This window comes from Burkholderia sp. AU45388, from assembly GCF_030481585.1.
Classification (GTDB): Bacteria; Pseudomonadota; Gammaproteobacteria; order Burkholderiales; family Burkholderiaceae; genus Burkholderia; species Burkholderia sola.
The window spans coordinates 476,190-496,076 of record NZ_JAUJPV010000001.1; the positions used below are offsets into that span (position 1 = coordinate 476,190).

Genomic DNA, 19,887 nt, shown 5'->3' on the forward strand with positions numbered 1-19,887 from the left:
CCGCATCGAGTCACTGCGACGTGCGTCTCACGCGCCGGTCGCAAACACCGGTTCGAGCGCACGATACAGCGCGCGAAACGTCGGCCGCCGCACGTCGCGATACCATGCGTGCCGCTCGGGATCGGGCTCGCGCACCGCGACGACGGGTGGCTGCGGGCACACGTCGCCGAGCCGCGCATCGGGCTCGAGCGCGAGATGCGCGAGGCGCGCGGCGCCGAGCGCCGGCCCCACCTCGCCGCCCTCGCGCAGCGTCAGCGCGCGGCCGCTCAGATCGGCGAGCATCTGCGTCCAGTACGCGCTGCGCGAGCCGCCGCCGATCACGGTGATGCTGTCGGGGGCGAGCCCGGCCGCATGCAGCGCGTCGATGCCGTCGAGCAGCGCGAAACCGACGCCTTCGAGCGTCGCGTTCGCGAGATCGGCGCGCCGCGTGTCGGGCGTGAGCCCATAGAACACGCCCTTCGCGTTCACGTCGTTGTGCGGCGTGCGCTCGCCGCTCAGGTACGGCAGGAACCACGGGCGGCTCGCGCGTGCGTGCGTTTCGGCGTCGTCGAGCAGCGCCGCGACGCCGTCGTAGCCGGCCAGTTGCGCGGTGAAGTCGATGCAGCCGGCCGCGTTCAGCATCACCGACATCAGATGCCAGGTATCGGGCAGCGCATGGCAGAAGCTGTGCACCGCCGATTCGGGATTCGCGCGAAACCCGTCCGACACCGCGAAATACACGCCCGACGTGCCGAGCGACAGCAGCGCGTCGCCGGGCCGCACGATCCCGACGCCGACCGCGCCGGCCGCGTTGTCGCCGCCGCCGGCCACCACCGGGATCTCGCGCAGGCCGAGCGCCCGTGCGACGGCCGGCAGCAGCGTGCCGGTGATGCGGTTGCCCTCGAACACGGCCGGCATCTGCGTGCGCGACAGCCCGCAGGCGGCGAGCAGCGTATCGTCGTAATCACGCTTCGCGACGTCGAGCCACAGCGTGCCCGCGGCATCCGACGGATCGGTGGCGAACGCGCCGGTCAGCCGGTAGCGCAGATAATCCTTCGGCAGCAGCACGTAGGCGATGCGCGCGAACACGTCGGGCTCGTGACGCCGCACCCACAGCAGCTTCGGCGCGGTGAAGCCCGGCATCGCGACGTTGCCGGCCACCGTGCGCAGCGACGGCGCGAGCCGTTCGAGTTCGTCGCACTCGGCGTCCGCACGCCCGTCGTTCCACAAAATCGCGGGGCGCAGCACGTCGCCGTGCGCATCGAGCAGCGTCGCGCCGTGCATCTGGCCGGTCAACCCGAGCGCGCCGATGTCGCGCGGATCGATGCCGGCCGAACGCGCATCCGCCACGACTGCGGCAAGCGCGCCGCAGGCGGCCTCCCACCAGTCGCGCGGCGCCTGCTCGGACCAGCGCGGCCGCGGCCGGCTCACCGTCAGCGGGCGGCTCGCGCTGGCGCGCACCGCGCCGTCGCGGTCGAGCAGCACCGCCTTCACGCCCGACGTGCCGAGATCGAGTCCGATGTACATGGCGTCAGCGCAGCCCGTAGATCGCCTGGTTCACGATGTTCTCCAACCGCTCCTGCGCACCGCTCGCATGCCGCGGGTCCACACCGCGCGCGAGCGCGTCGGCCGCCAGCGACTCCAGCGTGTAGCCACCCGACAGGATCTTGCGGCCGAATTCATCGTCCCACCGCGCATAACGCTGCCGGCGCAGCGCGTCGAGCCGGTCGTTCTCGACCAGCACCGCCGCGCGTTCGAGCGCGAGCGCGAGCACGTCGATCGCGCCGACGTGGCCGTAGAACAGGTCTTCCGGATCGATGCTCTGGCGGCGCACCTTCGCGTCGAAGTTCATCCCGCCGGTCGTGAAGCCGCCGTGGCGCAGGATCTCGTAGAACGCGAGCGTCAGCTCCTCGACGCTGTTCGGGAACTGGTCGGTATCCCAGCCGTTCTGCGGATCGCCGCGGTTCGCGTCGACGCTGCCGAACACGCCGAGCGCGAACGCATTCGCGATCTCGTGATGGAACGAATGACCGGCGAGCGTCGCGTGGTTCGCCTCGATGTTCACGCGGATCTCGTTCTGCAGCCCGTACTGCACGAGAAAGCCGTGCACGGTCGCGACGTCGTAGTCGTACTGGTGCTTGGTCGGCTCCTGCGGCTTCGGCTCGATCAGCAGCGCGCCCTTGAAGCCGATCCTGTGCTTGTGCTCGACGACCATCGACAGGAAGCGGGCGAACTGGTCGCGCTCGCGCTTCAGGTCGGTATTGAGCAGCGTCTCGTAGCCTTCGCGTCCACCCCACAGCACGTAGTTCTCGCCGCCGAGCCGATGGGTCGCGTCGAGCGCGTGGCGCACCTGGGTCGCGGCCCACGCGAACACGTCGGGGTTCGGGTTCGTCGCGGCGCCCGCCGCGAAGCGCGGGTGCGAGAACAGGTTCGCGGTGCCCCACAACAACCGCACGCCGCTTGCCTCCTGGCGCTCGCCGAGATAGTCGGCCATTCGCGCGAAATTGGCCGCGTATTCGCGCAGGCTGTCGCCTTCCGGCGCGACGTCGGTGTCATGGAACGTATAGAACGGCGTGCCGAGCTTCGTGAAGAATTCGAATGCGGCGTCGGCCTTCGTCCGCGCCCGTTCGAGCGCGTCGCCCGGCTGCTGCCACGGCCGCTGGAACGCGGGCTGACCGAAGATGTCGTGGCCGGGCCAGACGAACGTATGCCAGTAGCAGACCGCGATCCGCAGATGTTCGGCGAGCGTCTTGCCGAGCACGCGCTTGTCGGGGTCGTAATGGCGATACGCAAGCGGATTGTCCGACTGCGGGCCTTCGTAGCGAATCGCGGGAATGGGTTCGAAATACGACATGGCGTCTCCGTGCAGGTTCTTGTTGCAGCGCAACGCGCGTCGCGGCGACGCACGCGGCCGAATTCGGTTGGCTGGATCGTGCCCCCGCGCCTGCCGGCCGGCAATTGCGAAATTGCGCAGCGTGCTTGATGTTTCTTGCCAGTCGTACGCGTGCGGCCCGCGTTCCGTCCTACAATCGCCGTACACCAGACAACCGCGCCGCCTCCGCGAGCGCGCCCCGGAGACAACGGCACCGCGCCCGCCAGGCGCGCGCCCCGACACCGAGATGACACGCGCCCCATCCGCCCAGACGCCGCACCGCATCGCGCTGCTGTTCAACGCGAACAAGGTCTACGACCGCGAGATCATCAGCGGCATCGGCCAATACCTGCACACGACGCGCGTCGTGTGGGACCTGTTCCTCGAAGACGATTTCCGCTGCCGGCTCACCGGGATCGAACGTTTCGACGGCGACGGCATCATCGCGGACTTCGACGACCCGGCCGTCGCCGACGCGCTCGCCGGCTCGCCGCTGCCGATCGTCGCGATCGGATCGTCGTACGAGGATCCGGCGCAGTACCCGGACGATGTCCCATATATTGCGACGGACAACCCGAAGCTCGTGTCGCTCGCGTATACGCATCTGATCGGCGCCGGCCTCGCGCACTTCGCGATGTACAGCCTGCCGGTCGCGCAGGAGAACCGCTGGGCGCAGCAGCGCGAGCAGGCGTTCGACCGGCTCGCGCGCGCGGACGGGCTCGACGCGCCGATCTACCGCGGGCTGTCGACCAGCGCGTCGGGCTGGAATCACGCGATCGAGCAATTGGTCGACTGGCTGCATGCGCTGCCGAAGCCGGTCGGCGTGATCGCGGTGACCGATGCGCGCGCGCGGCATCTGCTGCAGGCGTGCCTGATCGCCGGCATCGCGGTGCCAGAACAGGTCGCGATCATCGGGATCGACAACGATCCGCTCACACGCACGCTGACGCGCATTCCGCTGTCGTCGGTGATCCAGGGCACCGAGGAAATGGGCCGCACCGCCGCGCACCTGCTGCACCGGATGCTACTGGGGGCGCGCTTTCCCGGGCAGCGCATTCTCGTGCCGCCGGTCGGCATCAACGTGCTCGAATCGACGCGCCACCAGCCGCTGGCGAGCCCGCACGTGATGCGCGCGCGGCATTTCATCCGTCAGTACGCGTGCCAGGGCATCAAGACCGAACAGGTCGCCGACTACGTCGGCGTGTCGCGCTCGCTGCTCGAGGAGCACTTCCGGCGCGAACTGCAGCGCACCGTCCATCAGGAGATCCTGCGTCACAAACTCGAAGCCGCGCAGGCGCTGCTCGCCGGCCGGCAGGCGTCAAGCGCCGAAGTCGCGATCCGTTGCGGGTTCACGTCGCTTCAATACATGTACGCGGTGTTCCGGCGCGAACTCGGCTGCACGCCGCGCGAATATCAGGACCGTGCGGCCGCCACGAACTGACACGCGCCGCCCATTCGACATCCACTCATGCACATCGATACCGAATCCTCACCTCCGACACCCGGCGCGGCACGCGTGCTGGCCGAGCCGTGGGGCACGCTGCCCGACGGCGAGCCCGTGCGGCGCTACACGCTGCGCAACGCGCACGGGATGCGCGTCGTCGTCAGCGACCTCGGCGCGACCGTCGTGTCGTGGCTCGCGCCCGATCGCACCGGGCGCCTGGCCGACATCGTGCTCGCGCACGACACGCCGGCCGAGTACCTCGCATCCGGCGCCTATCTCGGCGCGACCGTCGGCCGCTGGGCGAACCGGATCGCCGGCGCGCGCTTCACGCTCGACGGCGTCGATTACCTGCTCGACCGCAACGAAAACGGCAATCTGCTGCACGGCGGCGCGAACGGTTTTCATCGCGCGCGCTGGGACGTGGTCGACGATAGCGGCGGGCTCACGCTGCGGCTCGATTCGCCGGAAGGCGATGCGGGATTCCCCGGCAACGTGAGCGTGCAGGTGCGCTATACGCTCGACGACGACGGCACGCTGACGATCGATTATTCGGGGTGGACCGATGCGCCGACGCCGCTGAACCTGACGAACCACAGCTACTTCAACCTGAACGGGCGCGCGGGCAGCGACGTGCGCGGCCATCTGCTGCACATCGACGCCGACGCGTTCCTCGAAGTGGACGACGCGCTGATCCCGACCGGCACGGCCGACGTGACGGGCACGGCGTTCGATTTCCGGCAAAGCGCGCCGCTCGGCGCACGTCTGGACTGGCCGCATGCGCAACTGGCGCGGGCGCGCGGCTTCGATCACTGCTACGTCGTGGGCAACGGCGCGCGCGAGGTCCGGCCGGTCGCGCGAATCTACGATCCCGAAAGCGGCCGCGAGTTGATCGTGTCGACCGATCAGCGCGGTTTGCAGCTCTATACGGGCAACTATCTCGACGGCCTGCGCGTGAGCGGCGGCACGCGCTGCGGGCAGCACGCGGCGCTGTGCGTCGAGGCGGGCGGCTTTCCGGACCAGGTCAACATGGACGGCCTGCGCGACGACGTGATCGTTCGTCCGGGCGACGTCTATCGGCAGACCACGCGGTATCGGGTCGCCGTTCACGCATAGTGCGGCGGGCGGCATCGTCGACACAGGAGGCCGCGCCGACATCGACCGCTGCTGCATGATTCGGCTTTCGTCGCGCAGCGCATGCGCGACGCGTTTCGACGCGTCGTCACGCATCCGCGCCGACGGCGTGGAACAGTTCCTCCTCCTGCGCGCAATGCAGGCGTACGATCGCGTCGAGCCCGTACAGCACGCGTTGTATCGCCTGAACCTGCATGGCGTCCGTCCCGTCGCGCGGCAGGTCCGCGACCATCTGCCTGAGCGATCGGACCAACGTGAAGATCTCCCGATGGGCGCCGCTCATCGCCGCGAGCGGATCCTCACCCCCGAGCAACGGCGCAAGACGCGCGTAGACCTCCCGGTCGTCGGCGCGCTCGTGCGGCAGCAGCCGTTGATCCAGCGCGTCGACGACGTCGGCAAGCTCGCTGGCGATGCCGGCTCCGGATAGTTGCGGCAAGCGGCCCGCGAGCTCCCTGATCCGGTCCAGCAACGGCGACAAGGCCGCGTGCTCGCGCTTGAGTTGCTCGACGTCGACATCGGCCAGCCGGGTTTCAGGCGGCCGCGGGCGCACGAGCAGCACGCGCAGCGCATTGACGATCACGACGACGTCGACGACTTCCTGAATCACCGCACCGGCAATCGGCGGCAGGAATCCCGCCGCCGCGATCGCCATCGCGACGATCGACAACGACATGCCGACCACCACGCTCTCGAGCGCGATCCGGCGCGATCGACGGGCGATGCGCACCGCATCCACGAGTCGATCCAGCCGATCCACCAGCAAGACCACGTCGGCGGCTTCGGATGACGCGGCCGCGCCACGCGCGCCCATCGCGATGCCGACGTCGGCCGCCGCCAGCGCCGGCGCGTCGTTCACGCCGTCGCCGACCATCATCGTCACGCCGTCCTTGCGGGCGGCCTGGATCGCGGCAAGCTTGTCCGCCGGCGTCTGTTCGGCGCGCACGTCGGTGACGCCGAGCAGTTCGCCGACGGACCGGGCAATGTCGCGCCGGTCGCCGGTCAGCATGACGAGGCGCTCGACGCCCTCGCGTTTGAGCAGCCGTAACGCCCGCGGCGTTTCCAGCCGCACCTGGTCGGCCATCTGGATCGCGCCGACCATGACGCCATCGACGCCGACGAACACGGCAGCCCCACCCGCGTTGCCGACCCGCTTCAGGAATGCCCCGCTCCACGGGGCATCCGCCGAGCCGGTGCGGACGTATCCGAACTTGCCGATCCTGACGGTCCGGCCGTCGACCCGGCCGGTCACGCCCTCGCCGGCCGTTTCGAGGACGTGCGACGGCGGCGACAGGTCGATTCGGCGTTCTCGCGCCGCGACCGTCAGTGCATCGGAAATGACGTGGCCCGACGCCTGGGCCAACGATGCCGCGAAACGCAGCACGTCGTCCGTTCCGATGCCGGCACCGCATTCGATCGCCACGATGCGGGCGCGCCCGCCCGTCAGCGTGCCGGTCTTGTCGAAGAACAGGATCGTCGCTTGCGCCAGGCGTTCAAGCGCGCCCCCGCCTTTGACGAGGATGCCGCGCTTCGAACAGCGCGACAGGCCGGACACGATCGCGACCGGCACGGCGAGGATCAACGGACAAGGCGTGGCGACGACGAGCACGGCGAGCGCGCGCGCGACGTCGCCGGTCAGCAGCCACGCGATGCCGGCGACGAGCAGCGCGGCGCACACGAAGAACGCGGCGTAACGATCCGCGAGACGCACGGACGGGCCGCGCTCGTGTCGAGCGCGCTCGACCATGCGGACGATGCCTGCGAACGTGCTGTCGCCAGCCGTGGTGCGGGCGACCATTTCGAACGGCGCGCCTGCGTTGACCGCGCCGCCGCAGACGTTTTCCCCGGAACGTCGCCGCTGGGTGGACGACTCGCCGGTCAGCATCGATTCGTCGAGCTCCGCGTCGCCGGTCAACGTGCCGTCGACCGGCGCGCATTCGCCGCTACGCACGAGCAGCCTGTCACCCGGAATGATGGTGTCCGGCGCGACGGCACGCCATTCGCCGTTCTCGAACCGGGTCGCCTGCCGGGGCGCGCGACCGAGCAGCGCGGTCATCTCGCGTTGCGCGCGATCTTGCGCATACCGTTCCAGCGTCCGGCCGCTTGCGAGCATCAACGCGATGACCGCGGCCGTCAGCGTCTCGTCGAGCGCGATTGCGAGGCCGATTGCCAGCCATGCGAGCACGTCGATACCGGCCTGCCGTTTCACCACGGCCCTTGCAAGGGAGACCGTCAACGCGAGCAAGACCGGCACCGTACCCAGCAGCCACACCACCCGCGCGAGCGAAGGCAGGCCGAATGCCGCGCACATGCCGCCTGCCGCGAGCGTAACGGCCGCCAGGACCAGCAACGCGAGCTCGATCGACCAGTGAATTCGGGACATGACCATTCTTCCGGTTGCCGTGCAAGGCGGGTTCGGCGCATCCGGTTCCGGTTGCGGAGGGTGATCGCAGTGTGGCTAGCGGTCCGGTTGCGCCTGCGGGCCGGCGCACCCCGTACACAGACGCATCGTCCCGCGCCGGTCAGGGTCGTGCCACGAAAAGCGCACATCGACGGCCCTCCGCGCCGGGACGACGACGCGCCGGACTTCCTGAACGGCCCGGTCGTGCGCGGACACGGTGTATCTCCCCGGCGGCACGCGCGCGAACAGGAACGGCCCGCGCGTGCGAACGTCGAGCACCGTCGACTTGCCCGACGACAGCGAGACATCGACATCGGAAAGATACTGGCCGGACTTCGAGGCGAACGTGAGCCGCAGGTTATATCGAGGCGCAACGTCGCGAAACGCGGTGACCTCGTCCTGGCCGATTCCGCCGGTGATATAAGCGACACCGTTGCGCACGACCGGTTCGGTCGACGTGTCGGCCAGCGCGTTCGCGCCGACGTTCAGCAGGCACGCTGCCAGCAGCAGCATCGTCACGGTTGGGGCACCCATCTTCACTCTCCTGATTGACCACGCACCTCGCGCATGCGTATCGAGGACGATGCCAGCGTCGCGCGAAACCACGATCTCCCGTTGACGCATGTCAAGTGCGCGGCAGTCGACGAGCACGCAGCCGGGGCAGGCACCGCGATAAAACCATCGCGCCCCGTCGTCCCGAGCGGCGGCGCAGCCAATACTGGAGACGTGACAGGACACAACATGTCGCGGCCGGGGCGCGGTTCTTCCGCCCCGCCGCCGGATCGAGGAGCTGGCGATGATTCAATCGTCGATCGCGACCTTCATCCAGGCCTGCCGGTCAGCGCGGCATCGCGACAGGATCGTAGCGATTGCGCGGGTTCCACAGCATCCAGCCATCCGTGCCTGCCGCATCGGCCGCGTCGACCTGGGCGCGAATCTCGTCGGCATCGAACAGCCGGCGATCGAATGCATAGTCGCGAAACGCCTGGAGCCACGGCCTGAACCGGACACCGTCCAGCCCGGTGCGGCGCTTCGCCTCCTCCAGCGACCGCGAAACGATCTCGCCCGGATGCTCGGTCGGTTTCCGGCAACCGGGCAGGCCCCACGTGAAGCCGGACGGATACAGCATCGGCGACACGTAGTCCACCACCGGCACGAGCGCATCGAGCCGCTGTCCGATTGCCGTATCGTCGGCGTTCCAGCAGACGTACCCAAAGATATCGGCCGACAGGTAGAGGTTGTACGGCTGCAGCCGCGCGCGCGCCGGTGAGAAATCCGCTGATCGCCGCGACCCGGTTGGCTTCGGTATTCGGCTCGGCGAACCGCAGGCCGTTGGCGTCGGGAAACCGCAGGTAGTCGAACTGGATTTCGTCGAAGCCCATGCGGGCCGCCTCTTCGGCGACATCGTAATTGTGCTGCCACGCCGCGCGCGACGTCGGGTCGATCCAGCGCTGATGCTCGCGGTCTTCCCAGATCTCGCCGGCCGCGTCGCGCACGGCCCACTCGGGATGGGCGCGCGCGAGCGGATCGTCCTTGAACACGACGATGCGCGCGATCAGGTAAAGGCCGCGTGCGTGGAACGTCCGCAGCAGGTCCGGCAGATCGGGCGGATGAACGATCGCGCCGGATACATTGTTCGCCGCGCCGGAAATCTCACGCGCCTGGCTGCGATAAGGCGTCACGCCGCTGTCGCCCTTCACGTCGATGACGAGCGCATTGATCGCCGTCTTGTCCCGGAGGGCCAGCGCCGCGTCGCGCAGCGTGCGATCCGCGACGCCGTATGCGGACAGGTAGACCGCTTTCGGGCGCATCGGCGTCATGCGGATCGTGTGCGCGACCGCGGCCGGCGTCAGCGTGACTTCCGTTCGCGCGTAGCCCGCCGCACGCACGCTGACGCGTGTCCCGTTCGCATCGAGCTCCAGTGAAAACGCGCCATCGCGATCCGCGGTCCGGTTCACGCCCGCCGCGTGGCCGATCGCGCCGGCCAGCGGACGCCCGTTCGTGGCATCGACAACGTTGATCGCGACGGGCGCCGCCCGGACGGCGAAACCGGCGAGCGACACGAGCAGACAGACGAACAGGCGCTCAATCACGGTTTTCTCCGGCGGTTCTCAGTATTCCGTTCATGCATCGTGTGTCGCACGCGTCCGTCATCAGATAGCGCGGCAACACCATGGCCGGGTCGGTGACACGAACGGGGCGGGCATCGAGCGTGAACGCCGCGACATAGCCTTCGCGAGCGGCGAGCGCGTCGGTCTGCGCATCGTGGATGCCGAACGGCCAGGCCAGCAGACTGACCGGCTGGCCGGTTTCGGCCTCGAGCCGCGCGCGCGACCGGCTCAGCTGGAACGACACGAAACGCCGGTAATCGTCCGGCGCGAGCCGGGCACGCTCGGTGCGGAAATTCGGATGCCAGACCGTATGCGACTCGATGTCGAATCCGCCGGCCCGCCCGAGCGTGCGGAGTTGGTCCCACGTCATCGCGTAGCGGGCATTGGAGATGGCCGACGGATAGATGAACAGCGTGACCGGCGCCGGATGCGCCGCCAGCAACGGGCGCAGCACCTCGTACACCGAGCGGTGACCGTCGTCGACCGTGATCGCGACCGCGCGCGCCGGCACGGCATCGCGCTGGCCGTCATGCCAGCGTACGACGTCGGCGAGCGGCACGATGCGGTAGCCGTTCGCCTCGATCGCCTGCAACTGGTCGCGGAACGTGTCGACGCGCACCGTCATCGAATCCAGGCGCGCGGACGCGAACCGGTGGTAGGCCAGGATCAGCACGCGCTGCGGTGGAGAAGCGATCGACGCGACGTCGGCGGACGCAACCGGCCACACGCACGACAACAGCAGCAGGCAGGCGATCAGTCGAAAGGCCATGGCGGATCTCGTCGAACAGGTGCCCCATTTTTTGCGATCGCGCCGTGCCATCCGCTGAGCCAGATCAACGATCGATCGCGGCGTCGGCGCGCTTGACGCGCATCAAGCCGCAACGGGCGACAGTCGGCTGCAATGGGGGCGTCGCACGCGTGTGCCCGGCCTGCCGGCCAGGTCCCGCGGCATCGAGCAGACGGGAACGTGCCGTTTCCGTTCGACTACAACCCGCGGGCGCTGCGACATGCGGTCGCCCTGCCCATCGATTCGTTCGCCATGTCCAGAGCGCCACGTCTGCCGTTCACGTCGAGCCGGGGAGCCGCACGACGAAAGGCCCTGCAATTCGATCGCGCGTTGCGTCGGCCTGCCACCTACCCCCATCCCGCCGGCCGGATCGTACGGATCGAAACCCATCTGTCCGTCGTCTATCTGGCGGGGCGCTACGCATACAAGCGCATCAAGCCCGTTCGATTCGCGTTCGTCGATCTCGTCCGCCCCGCGCAGCGTCGCCGCTGCGCACTGGCGGAGTGCACGCTCAACCGGCCTTTCGCCGGCCCGCTTTACCTGGGCGTCTGGCCGATCGTGGCGCGCGGCCGGCGCAGCGCCTTCGGCCCGCCCGTGCAAACCGGCGCGCGTCGCTATCGACAGCAGGCGGTGCCCGGCGAGTACGTGGTGCGGATGCGCCGGTTCGACGCGCAGGCCATGTTGTCGGTCCGCAGCGCATCGCACGGCGCGGGGCTGGCGGACGCGGACGCCCTCGCGGATACACTGGCCCGCCATCATCTGCACGCGCCGCGCCGTGCGCCGCGCGGCCGCCCGGGCAGCGCGGCCAGCGTCGTGGCTCAATGCCGGCAGTTGTGCGACACGCTCGACGTCACGGTGCCCGGGGAAGTTGCGCTGCGCCGCTGGTACGAGGCCGAGCTGGCCCGCGTCGCACCGCAGTTCGCCGAGCGGCATGCACGCGGATTCGTGCGCGCGTGCCACGGCGATCTGCATCTCGACAACGTCGTCCGCTGGCGCAACCGCATCCTGATGTTCGACTGCATCGAGTTCGACGACACGCTGCGCTGGATCGACGTGGCGAGCGACCTCGCGTTTGCGCTGATGGATTATTCCGCCCGCGGGCGAGCCGACTGCGCCCACCGCCTCCTGTCCGAATGGCTCGCCCGCACGGGCGACCATGCGGCGCTGGGCGTGCTGCCGTGCTACTTCGTCTATCGCGCGCTGGTGCAGGCGATGACTGCGCGGCTGCGCGGCGACGACGCGGCCCGCCGTCGGTATCTGCGGATTGCGTCGGACATGGCGCGGGCACGGTGCGATGTGCAACCGGCATTGCTGCTGTGCCATGGCGTGTCCGGTTCGGGCAAATCGGTGGCCAGCCGCGCGCTGGCGGAACAGATCGGCGCGATCCGGCTGTCCAGCGACGCCGAACGCAAGCGCGACGCCCGCGCGCCCGAGCACACCCGGCTGTCCGCTGCCGCTTACGCGGATTCGGCGATCGACGCGATCTACGAAAGACTGCGTGAGCAGGCCGGCGTGGTCCTCGGCAGCGGCTACACGGCGATCGTCGACGCAACGTTCCTGCGCCGGCGCCACCGCGCGGCCTTCATCTCGCTCGCCGCGCGGCTCGGCGTGCGCGTCGCGGTTCTCGATTTCGTCGCGAGCCGGGCAACGCTCGTCGCGCGTGTCGCGGCGCGGGCCGAGCGCGGGCGCGATGCGTCCGACGCCGATACGGCCGTACTGGCCCGGCAGATCGACCATGCCGAGACGCTGGCCCCGGCCGAGGCCGCGATCGCGATCCGCTTCGATACCGATTGCGACGCCGCGGCATACGGCGACCGCGCATTCTGGGCGCCGTTGTTCGCGGTGCTACGCACGCAGCCGCGCGTTGTGCGGCCCGCGTGAAACGGCCCCCCGCGTTCACGGAGGGCGCCGGGCCGGCGACGTTACGCGCGCAAACGCTGCTCCCCGATCTGACGCGTCGCATCGCACGGGATGGGAGCGCGCACGGTCGACGGCCGAATGGGCGCGTAGGATCGTCGTAATCGAACAGCCCGGCGTAACGGCTCCGGTCGGTCACGACGCGCAGCGCCTGATCCGCGCCGCGCGGATCGAGATGAGCCTCGCGTTCCAGTTCAGGTCGACGATGACGCTCGTACAGGTGTCCGGCGCCGTATCGATATACGCGCGAAGGGGTGGATGAGCAGGCACGTCGCAACCCTCCCTGACGTACACCGCATCATCCACGCTGTTTTTCCTCGAAATACGGCTGGCGTGCCGCCACGAGGCGTAGTTCGTCGAGCAGCGCGGCAGCCGCGCGCAGCAGGTCGTCGAGCGACACGATGCCGACCAGCGCACCGCCGTCGCCCACCACCGGCAATCGGCGTACGCCATGCTGGCGCATCCGCTTCGCGAGCAGCCAGAGATCGTCGTCGACGTCCGCGACGGCGACCGGGGCCGACATGATGTCGCCGACGAACAATGAACCGGCCGGCGCGTCGGGGCCGACGACGGCGAGCACGATGTCCCGGTCGGTCAGCATGCCGACCGGCTCGTATCGTCCTTCTCTTTCACGTACGACGACCAGATCGCCGGCGTGTGCATCGCGCATCATCGCGGCCGCCTCGACGACGGTCATCTGCGCGGAACACATGGCGACATCGCGGGTGCAAAGCATCGCGGCATTCATGTTCCCTCCCCTGCCCGGGCGACGCGGGCCGTCGGTCGACTCGAGATCCACCCGCGCGAACATCGATCTTCGCTCTTGCAGCACGAGCGGTGTTGACGCCGGTCATCAAGCGCACGCATGCACCCCAAACAACCGGCGATTCGTCTGACGCAACGCCATCCGACGCCGCGGTTTCGCGTGCCCGTCAGGCCCCGTCAAGTTGATCGAAACGCCGCCGTTACGCCACGCCGAAGCAATCCTTGCACACGTCGAACGACTCTGATGGGTTCGCGCCGCCCGCCCGTCAGCTTGCCTGCGCAACCAGTTCGGCATGAATCCGCTCGACGTCGTCGCGCGTGCACAGTGCCGTCCCCGGATGCTCGACCGATGCCGCCGACGCCGCCAGCGCGTAGCGGCACGCATCGTCGAACGGCACGCCGCGCGCCAGCGCCCACACCATGCCGCCGACGAAACTGTCGCCGGCGCCGACCGTGCTGCATACCGCCGCCGGCCTGCCGGGCAGGCGCAGCGTGCGATCGCGCGTGACGACCCATGCGCCGCGCGCGCCGAGCGTCAACGCGACGATGTCGGCGTGGCCGCGCGCCACGAGTTCGCTCGCCTTCCGGCATGCCGACGTGTCGTCGAGCGATTCGCCGGCCAGCGCGCTCAGTTCGCCGATACTGGGCTTGACGAGATGCACGCCGGCCTCGAGGGCCGCCTGCAGCGCCCGGCCCGCCGCGTCGACCGCCACGCGGCTGCCCCTGGCCTTCGCCGTCCGCGCCAACGTCGCGTAGAGATCGTCGGGGGCGCCGGGCGGCAGGCTGCCGCTCAGGACGAGATAGCGCGGCGCCGGTTGCATCGCGTCGATGCGCGCCGCGCAGTCGCGCCACTCGGCCTGCGTGAGCGTCGGCCCCGGCATCAGGAAGCGGTATTCGCGCCCGGTCGCCGTCTCGGTCACGCACACGTTCTCGCGGGTCTCGCCGGCGATCCGGATGCACTCGCTCGGCAGATGCTCGGCTTCGAGCAGCCGCGTCAGGACGTCGCCGGTCGGCCCGCCGGCGAGGTACAGCGCGACGCAATCGCCGCCGAGCCGGTGAACGGTCCGGGCGACGTTGATTCCGCCGCCGCCGGGGTCGCGCCGCGGCCGCGCGCAGCGCAGCTTGTGCGACTCGACGATGTGCTCGACCGACGTAGCAACATCGACGGCGGGATTCAACGTGACGGTCACGATGTCGGTCATGGTGGGTGGCTCTCGGTCGATGGCGGGGACGCCGCGCCGGCTTCTCGGAACGGACGCCGGCGCGGCGACGCCCGGCAACCGATGCATGCCGGCCGTGGCTCCACCTTACGTTCGATGCCGGCCACCGCGTTGACCGCCGTCAAGCCACGCCGCGAAGGCGCCCGCTTGCGCTCGATCAACGACGCGTCCGGGCGGACTCCTACAGTGAGTCATTCATCGTTGCCGAGCCCCGCCATGGACGAGCAGCCGCTTTGCACCACCGTGTTCACCGAACGCTATGCGCGGCCCGGCGAAACGTCTCGCGAGGCCCTCTTCCATCGCGTCGCGCAGGCGCTGTCGCTCGCCGAGCCGGCCGAGCTGCGCGCCCAGGCGGCGCGCGCGTTCTTCCGGAACCTGCAGCGCGGCGCGATCGGGGCGGGCCGCATCCTCGCGAACGCCGGCGCGGATACCGGCGGAACGATGGTCAACTGCTTCGTCCATCCGCTCGCGATGCCGCCGGGTGCGCCATGGAGCGACATCGATGCAGCACTCGCGCGTGCGCTCGACGACGCACGGCTCACGCTGTTGATGGGCGGCGGAATCGGCTACGACTTCTCGCCGATGCCGCCTGCCGGCGCGTACGAACGGCGCGTGTCGTCCGAACGGGGTGCATGCGTCGCGATCGACCGCTTCGACGCGATGTGCCGGACGCTGCCGTTCACCGGCCCGCGCCGGGGCGCGCAAATGGGGGTGCTGCGCTGCGATCATCCGGATCTCGCGGCCTTCGTCGCCGCCAAACGCGGACGGGCGCGCTGGCCGACGTTCAACCTGTCGGTCGGCGTCACCGATGCGTTCATGGAGGCAGTCCGGCAGGACCTGCCCTGGGCGCTCGTCCATCACGCGCGGCCCCTTTCCGGGGCCGGCGCACGGCCCCGGCGGCCGGACGGACGATATCTTTACGCGACGATTCCGGCACGCACGCTCTGGCACGAGATCGTCGGCGCGGCGCGCGACAGCGCGGAGCCGGGGCTGCTGTTCCTCGACACGATCCGCGACGCGAATCCGCTGCGCGAACACGAGCGGATCGACGCGACGAACCCGTGCGGCGAGCAGCCGCTGCCGCCGTACGGCAGTTGCGTGCTCGGGCCGATCGACCTGTCGCGTTTCGTCCATCATCCGTTCGGGGTCGACGGCACGCCGCGCTTCGATTTCCCCGGGCTCGCCGACGCGGTGCGCATCCAGGTGCGCATGCTCGACAACGTGCTCGACCTGAGCGCGTGGCCGCTCGCCGCGCACGCCCACGAGGCGCGGCGCACGCGCCGCATCGGCGTCGGCGTCACCGGCCTGGGCGACGCGCTGACGATGCTGCGGCTGCGATACGACGGTGCACCAGCGCGGGCGTTCGCACGCGGGATCGCGCTGACGATGCGCGAGCATGCGTTCGCCGCGTCGGCCGCGCTTGCCGCCGAGCGCGGCGCGTTTCCCGCGTACGACCCCGCCGCCTATCTGACCGGCCCCGCGCATCGCATGCCGCTGCCGCTGAAGGTGCACCACGCGATCGCGCGGCACGGGCTGCGCAACAGCCACCTGCTGTCGTTCGCGCCGGCCGGCAGCGTGAGTCTCGCGTTCTGCGACAACTGTTCGAACGGGATCGAGCCGGCGCTCGGCTGGACCCAGCGGCGCCTCGTGCGCACCGCGGACGGACGGGTGCGGCCGTTTCGTGTCGAGAATCACGCTTACCGGCTGTTTCGCGACCTGCACGGCGGCACCGTCAGGCTGCCGGATTATTTCGTCACGGCGGCGGACATCGCGCCGGTCGATCATGTCGCGATGCTCGCGGCGCTGCAGCCGTGCGTCGACGCCGGCATCTCGAAGACCGTGACGCTGCCGGCGCGGTGTTCCCTCGCGGACGTCGACGCTCTGTTCTTCCAGGCATGGCGTGACGGGCTCAAGGGCATCACGGTGTTTCGGCCCGATCCGCGGCTCGCGTCGGTCGTGACCGCCGACGCGGCGCAGGCGCGGCGCGAGCGCCCGGTCTGCATCGGCTGTTGAACGGCGCACGCAGACCAGCGGCCGACGCTTGGCGCGACCGGGCGACCGTTCGTTCAGACGCGGGCTTCCGTGGCCATTTCCGTGTCGGCCTGCGTGGGCCGCCGCGCGTCGCCGGTATCGCCGGTATCGCCCGCCGGCGTGATGAGCGCCATCAGCCCGTCGTGATCGATCGATTCGTGCTGCAGCAAGCTGCGCGCGATCCGCTCCAGCGCATCGCGGTGCGCGCCGAGCGTCGCCGTGACCCGCGCGTGCGCGTCGTCGAGCAGCGCGCGCACCTCTTCATCGATCAGTTGCGCGGTGTGCTCGCTGCAATGGCCGTCGCCCGGTGTCCACACGGCCGGCGCGCCGCCCTGCGATACCGCGTCGTCGAGCGTCATCAACCCGATCCGGTCGCTCATCCCGTACTGCATGACCATGTGCCGCGCGAGCGCGGTCGCGCGTTCGAGATCGTTCTGCGCGCCGGTCGATACGTCGCCGAACGCGAGTTCCTCGGCCACCCGCCCGCCGAGCAGGACATCGAGCCGGTCGAGCAGTTCGCTCCTGCGCAGCACGTAGCGATCCTCGGTCGGCACCTGCTGCGTATAGCCGAGCGCCGCGATCCCGCGCGGGATGATCGACACCTTCTTCACCGGATCGCAATGCGCGCGGCTTTGCGCGACGAGCGCGTGCCCGGCTTCGTGATAAGCGATGGTCCGCTTCTCCTGTTCGTTCATCACGCGGCTCTTGCGCTCCATGCCCGTCAATGCGCGGTCGATCGCTTCGTCGAAATCGGCCATCGCGATCGCCGGCTTGTCGAGTTCGGCCGCATGCAGCGCGGCTTCGTTGACGACGTTCGCGAGATCGGCGCCGACGAAGCCCGGCGTGCGTTGCGCCAGCTCCGCGAGGTCGACTTCCGGCGCGAGCTTCACGCGCTTCGTATGGACGGCCAGGATCTGCTTGCGGCCGGTCAGGTCCGGCCGGTCGATCGCGATGTGCCGGTCGAACCGCCCGGGGCGCAGCAGCGCGGGATCCAGGATTTCCGGCCGGTTGGTCGCGGCCATGATGATGACGCCCGAATTCGCCTGAAAACCGTCCATCTCGACCAGCAGTTGATTGAGCGTCTGTTCGCGCTCGTCGTTGCCGGACATCAGCCCGACGCCGCGCGCCTTGCCGAGCGCGTCGAGCTCGTCGATGAACACGATGCACGGCGCCTTCTGCTGCGCCTGTTCGAACAGGTCGCGCACGCGGGCCGCGCCCACGCCGACGAACATCTCGACGAATGCCGATCCGCTGATCGTGAAGAACGGCACACCGGCCTCGCCGGCGACGGCGCGTGCCAGCAGCGTCTTGCCGGTGCCCGGCGCGCCGACGATCAGCACGCCCTTCGGGATCTTGCCGCCGAGCCGCTGATAGCGTTCGGGGCTGCGCAGGAACGCGACGATCTGCTGCAACTCGGCCTTCGCCTCGTCGATCCCCGCGATGTCGTCGAACGTGATGCCGGTTTCCTGCTGCACGTACACGCGCGCCTGGCTCTTGCCCATGCCGCTCAGGTCCCTCATCCCGCCCGGCCGCCGCATCATGAAGTTCCAGGCCAGCACGAGCACGAGCATCGGCAGCAGCCACGTCGCGAGCATCGCGATCCAGCCTGAATCCGGCACGCCGCGATAGCGGATGCCGGCGGCCGTCAGCGCGGCGATCAGATGGTCGTCGCCGACGCGGTTCGTCGTGAAGCGCCACGGCGGCCCTGCCTTCTTGACGGCGCCCGCGTCGGACGCCGGCAGCATGGTGGCGGCCTGCGGCATGCGCAGCACGCCCGAGATCGACGCCTGACCGATTTCGAGCTCGTCGACGAGCCGCGCGTCGACGAGCCGATGAAAATCGCTGTACGAAATCGATGTCGTCGCCGGCTGGGCCGACAGCAATTGATAGGCGACCAGGACCGCGAACGCGATCGGGATCATCAACCCGGCGTAGTCGAAGGTTTTCTTCATGACGTCGAGGCTGTGCGCCGAACCCGCGACCGCTCGGGCCGCGTCACGGGTCCAGTTCGCGCGCAGCGCAGATAATTGCGGCCGGGGCCGGAATGCGAACGATTCATGGCGGCTTCTCCGTGGTAGCGGACGGTACAGGCGCGACGCTCACGCGACGGTCAACCGGTCGACGACCTCGCGCACGCCCCTGACCGACGCCGCCGCGCCGCACGCGGCACGCCTTTCCGCCAGCGACGCGACCGTGCCCGTCAGCGTGACGATGCCGTCGTCCGCATCGATCGCGATCCCGGCGGATTCGCGCTGCGCGCGACGGGCCAGCGCTTCGGCAATCCGCGTGCCGACGTCGGGCACCGTCTGGTCGGCCCGCACCCGAATGCGGTTCGCGACGCCGACGACGCCTTTCATCCGGCTCACCATCTTTTCCGCCGCACGGCTCTGGAACGCATGATCGACGTCCCCGTCGAGCGTCACGCAGCCGTGATCGACTTCGACGCGAATCCGGTGATCGCGCAATGCCTCCTGCCAGCCGAGCGCGAACGTGATCGCGATCGCCAGTTCGTGGTCGGCGCAGGCATCCTCCGGCGGCTCGACGTTCAGTTCGAGCACCAGCGCACGCGCATCCGCGACATGCAGCGCGGTTTTCTGCGCCTCGAGCTTCTGGGCCCAGCTGTCGACCGTGCCGCGCAGCGTCACGATCCGGTCGCGCACGTCGACGTCGATCCGGCGCGAATCGATCGCCGGATTCCAGAACAGCGCCTGCTCGACATCCTGCTTGAGTGCTGCATCGGACTTCATGTCGGTCTCCCGTCCTGGCGCGTGCCGATCGCGAAGCGTGCGACCGGACGTGCGCCGTACCCGATTCAGCATCGCGCATGGCGGCGCCGGCGGCTTGACGAGGATCAACCAACCGCGGGCTTGCGGCCACGGCGGCCCGGTGCGCAACCGGCCGATTTGTCCGTTGATGCAGATCAACGGGCCGCCGGAGCGCGACTCGATCATGGCGAAAGACGCCGCGAACATGTCGCGGCGCGATGACCGAGCCGCTTCCCGGGAGACCGTCATGAACCGAAAGCAGTACCGCATCGCACTCGCGACGCTCAGCGTGTTCATCGCGCTGGCGTCGCTGGCCGGCATCGTGCACGGCATGCTGTTCGACGAGCGGGTGTTCAGGTATTCGATCGTCACGTTGATGCTGAGCATCCTGTCGTTCGTCGTGCTGCTGAATCTCGCGCCCGGCGACCGCCCGTAAATCGAACCTCGGCTGGACGATCGGCCGGATG

At 69.5% G+C, this 19,887-nt stretch carries 14 protein-coding genes and 1 pseudogene; 5 read left to right on the plus strand and 10 right to left on the minus strand.

Going from position 1 to position 19,887, the window contains the following annotated elements:
• Nucleotides 1-27: 27 nt before the first annotated feature.
• Together xylB and xylA are read right to left on the minus strand one after the other, a co-directional pair.
• On the minus strand, nucleotides 28-1,506 hold the full coding sequence (xylB, locus tag QZM72_RS02130) for a xylulokinase (RefSeq protein ID WP_301737012.1): 1,479 nt from the start codon (nucleotides 1,504-1,506) through the stop codon (nucleotides 28-30).
• A 4-nt stretch (nucleotides 1,507-1,510) separates the two neighbouring features.
• Nucleotides 1,511-2,833 (minus strand): xylose isomerase, encoded by a 1,323-nt coding sequence (gene xylA / locus QZM72_RS02135; protein ID WP_301737013.1) that lies wholly within the window; start codon nucleotides 2,831-2,833, stop codon nucleotides 1,511-1,513.
• Between the two features lie 265 nt (nucleotides 2,834-3,098).
• Between xylA and QZM72_RS02140 the strand changes: the two genes are divergently transcribed.
• Together QZM72_RS02140 and QZM72_RS02145 are read left to right on the plus strand one after the other, a co-directional pair.
• The gene (locus tag QZM72_RS02140) at nucleotides 3,099-4,292 is read left to right on the plus strand and encodes a DNA-binding transcriptional regulator (protein ID WP_301737014.1); all 1,194 of its coding nucleotides are present in this window, start codon (nucleotides 3,099-3,101) and stop codon (nucleotides 4,290-4,292) included.
• Nucleotides 4,293-4,319: 27 nt separating this feature from the next.
• Complete coding sequence (locus QZM72_RS02145; RefSeq protein ID WP_301737015.1) at nucleotides 4,320-5,408, plus strand: aldose epimerase family protein; 1,089 nt, start codon at nucleotides 4,320-4,322, stop codon at nucleotides 5,406-5,408.
• 106 nt (nucleotides 5,409-5,514) lie between these two features.
• Here QZM72_RS02145 and QZM72_RS02150 read toward each other — a convergent pair whose 3' ends face one another.
• The 4 genes and pseudogenes from QZM72_RS02150 to QZM72_RS02165 form a co-directional block, all read right to left on the minus strand.
• Nucleotides 5,515-7,806 carry a heavy metal translocating P-type ATPase gene (locus QZM72_RS02150; protein ID WP_301737016.1) on the minus strand — a complete coding sequence of 764 codons (2,292 nt, stop codon included), beginning with the start codon at nucleotides 7,804-7,806 and terminating at the stop codon, nucleotides 5,515-5,517.
• Between the two features lie 75 nt (nucleotides 7,807-7,881).
• Nucleotides 7,882-8,358 (minus strand): carboxypeptidase regulatory-like domain-containing protein, encoded by a 477-nt coding sequence (locus QZM72_RS02155; protein ID WP_301737227.1) that lies wholly within the window; start codon nucleotides 8,356-8,358, stop codon nucleotides 7,882-7,884.
• A gap of 304 nt (nucleotides 8,359-8,662) precedes the next feature.
• Nucleotides 8,663-9,917 (minus strand): annotated as a pseudogene (locus tag QZM72_RS02160) (putative glycoside hydrolase).
• On the minus strand, nucleotides 9,910-10,704 hold the full coding sequence (locus QZM72_RS02165) for a polysaccharide deacetylase family protein (protein WP_301737017.1): 795 nt from the start codon (nucleotides 10,702-10,704) through the stop codon (nucleotides 9,910-9,912). Before QZM72_RS02165 ends, QZM72_RS02160 begins: the two are co-directional and overlap by 8 nt.
• 270 nt (nucleotides 10,705-10,974) lie before the next feature.
• Here QZM72_RS02165 and QZM72_RS02170 point away from each other — a divergent pair, with 270 nt between their 5' ends.
• A complete protein-coding gene (locus QZM72_RS02170; protein ID WP_301737018.1) occupies nucleotides 10,975-12,603 on the plus strand; it encodes a bifunctional aminoglycoside phosphotransferase/ATP-binding protein in 1,629 nt (542 codons plus the stop codon).
• Between the two features lie 334 nt (nucleotides 12,604-12,937).
• On the opposite strand, the gene QZM72_RS02175 is transcribed toward QZM72_RS02170, so the two are convergent.
• Nucleotides 12,938-13,387 (minus strand): CBS domain-containing protein, encoded by a 450-nt coding sequence (locus QZM72_RS02175; protein WP_089471719.1) that lies wholly within the window; start codon nucleotides 13,385-13,387, stop codon nucleotides 12,938-12,940.
• A 283-nt stretch (nucleotides 13,388-13,670) separates the two neighbouring features.
• Nucleotides 13,671-14,606: a 1-phosphofructokinase family hexose kinase gene (locus QZM72_RS02180; protein ID WP_301737019.1), complete on the minus strand. Its 936-nt coding sequence runs from the start codon at nucleotides 14,604-14,606 to the stop codon at nucleotides 13,671-13,673.
• Between the two features lie 234 nt (nucleotides 14,607-14,840).
• Between QZM72_RS02180 and QZM72_RS02185 the strand changes: the two genes are divergently transcribed.
• Nucleotides 14,841-16,637: an adenosylcobalamin-dependent ribonucleoside-diphosphate reductase gene (locus QZM72_RS02185; RefSeq protein WP_301737020.1), complete on the plus strand. Its 1,797-nt coding sequence runs from the start codon at nucleotides 14,841-14,843 to the stop codon at nucleotides 16,635-16,637.
• Nucleotides 16,638-16,690: 53 nt separating this feature from the next.
• On the opposite strand, the gene ftsH is transcribed toward QZM72_RS02185, so the two are convergent.
• Nucleotides 16,691-18,607: an ATP-dependent zinc metalloprotease FtsH gene (ftsH, locus tag QZM72_RS02190; RefSeq protein WP_301737021.1), complete on the minus strand. Its 1,917-nt coding sequence runs from the start codon at nucleotides 18,605-18,607 to the stop codon at nucleotides 16,691-16,693.
• A gap of 147 nt (nucleotides 18,608-18,754) precedes the next feature.
• On the minus strand, nucleotides 18,755-19,402 hold the full coding sequence (locus QZM72_RS02195) for a BON domain-containing protein (RefSeq protein WP_301737022.1): 648 nt from the start codon (nucleotides 19,400-19,402) through the stop codon (nucleotides 18,755-18,757).
• Nucleotides 19,403-19,667: 265 nt separating this feature from the next.
• Between QZM72_RS02195 and QZM72_RS02200 the strand changes: the two genes are divergently transcribed.
• On the plus strand, nucleotides 19,668-19,856 hold the full coding sequence (locus QZM72_RS02200) for a DUF2964 family protein (RefSeq protein ID WP_301737023.1): 189 nt from the start codon (nucleotides 19,668-19,670) through the stop codon (nucleotides 19,854-19,856).
• The last annotated feature ends 31 nt before the right edge of the window (nucleotides 19,857-19,887 follow it).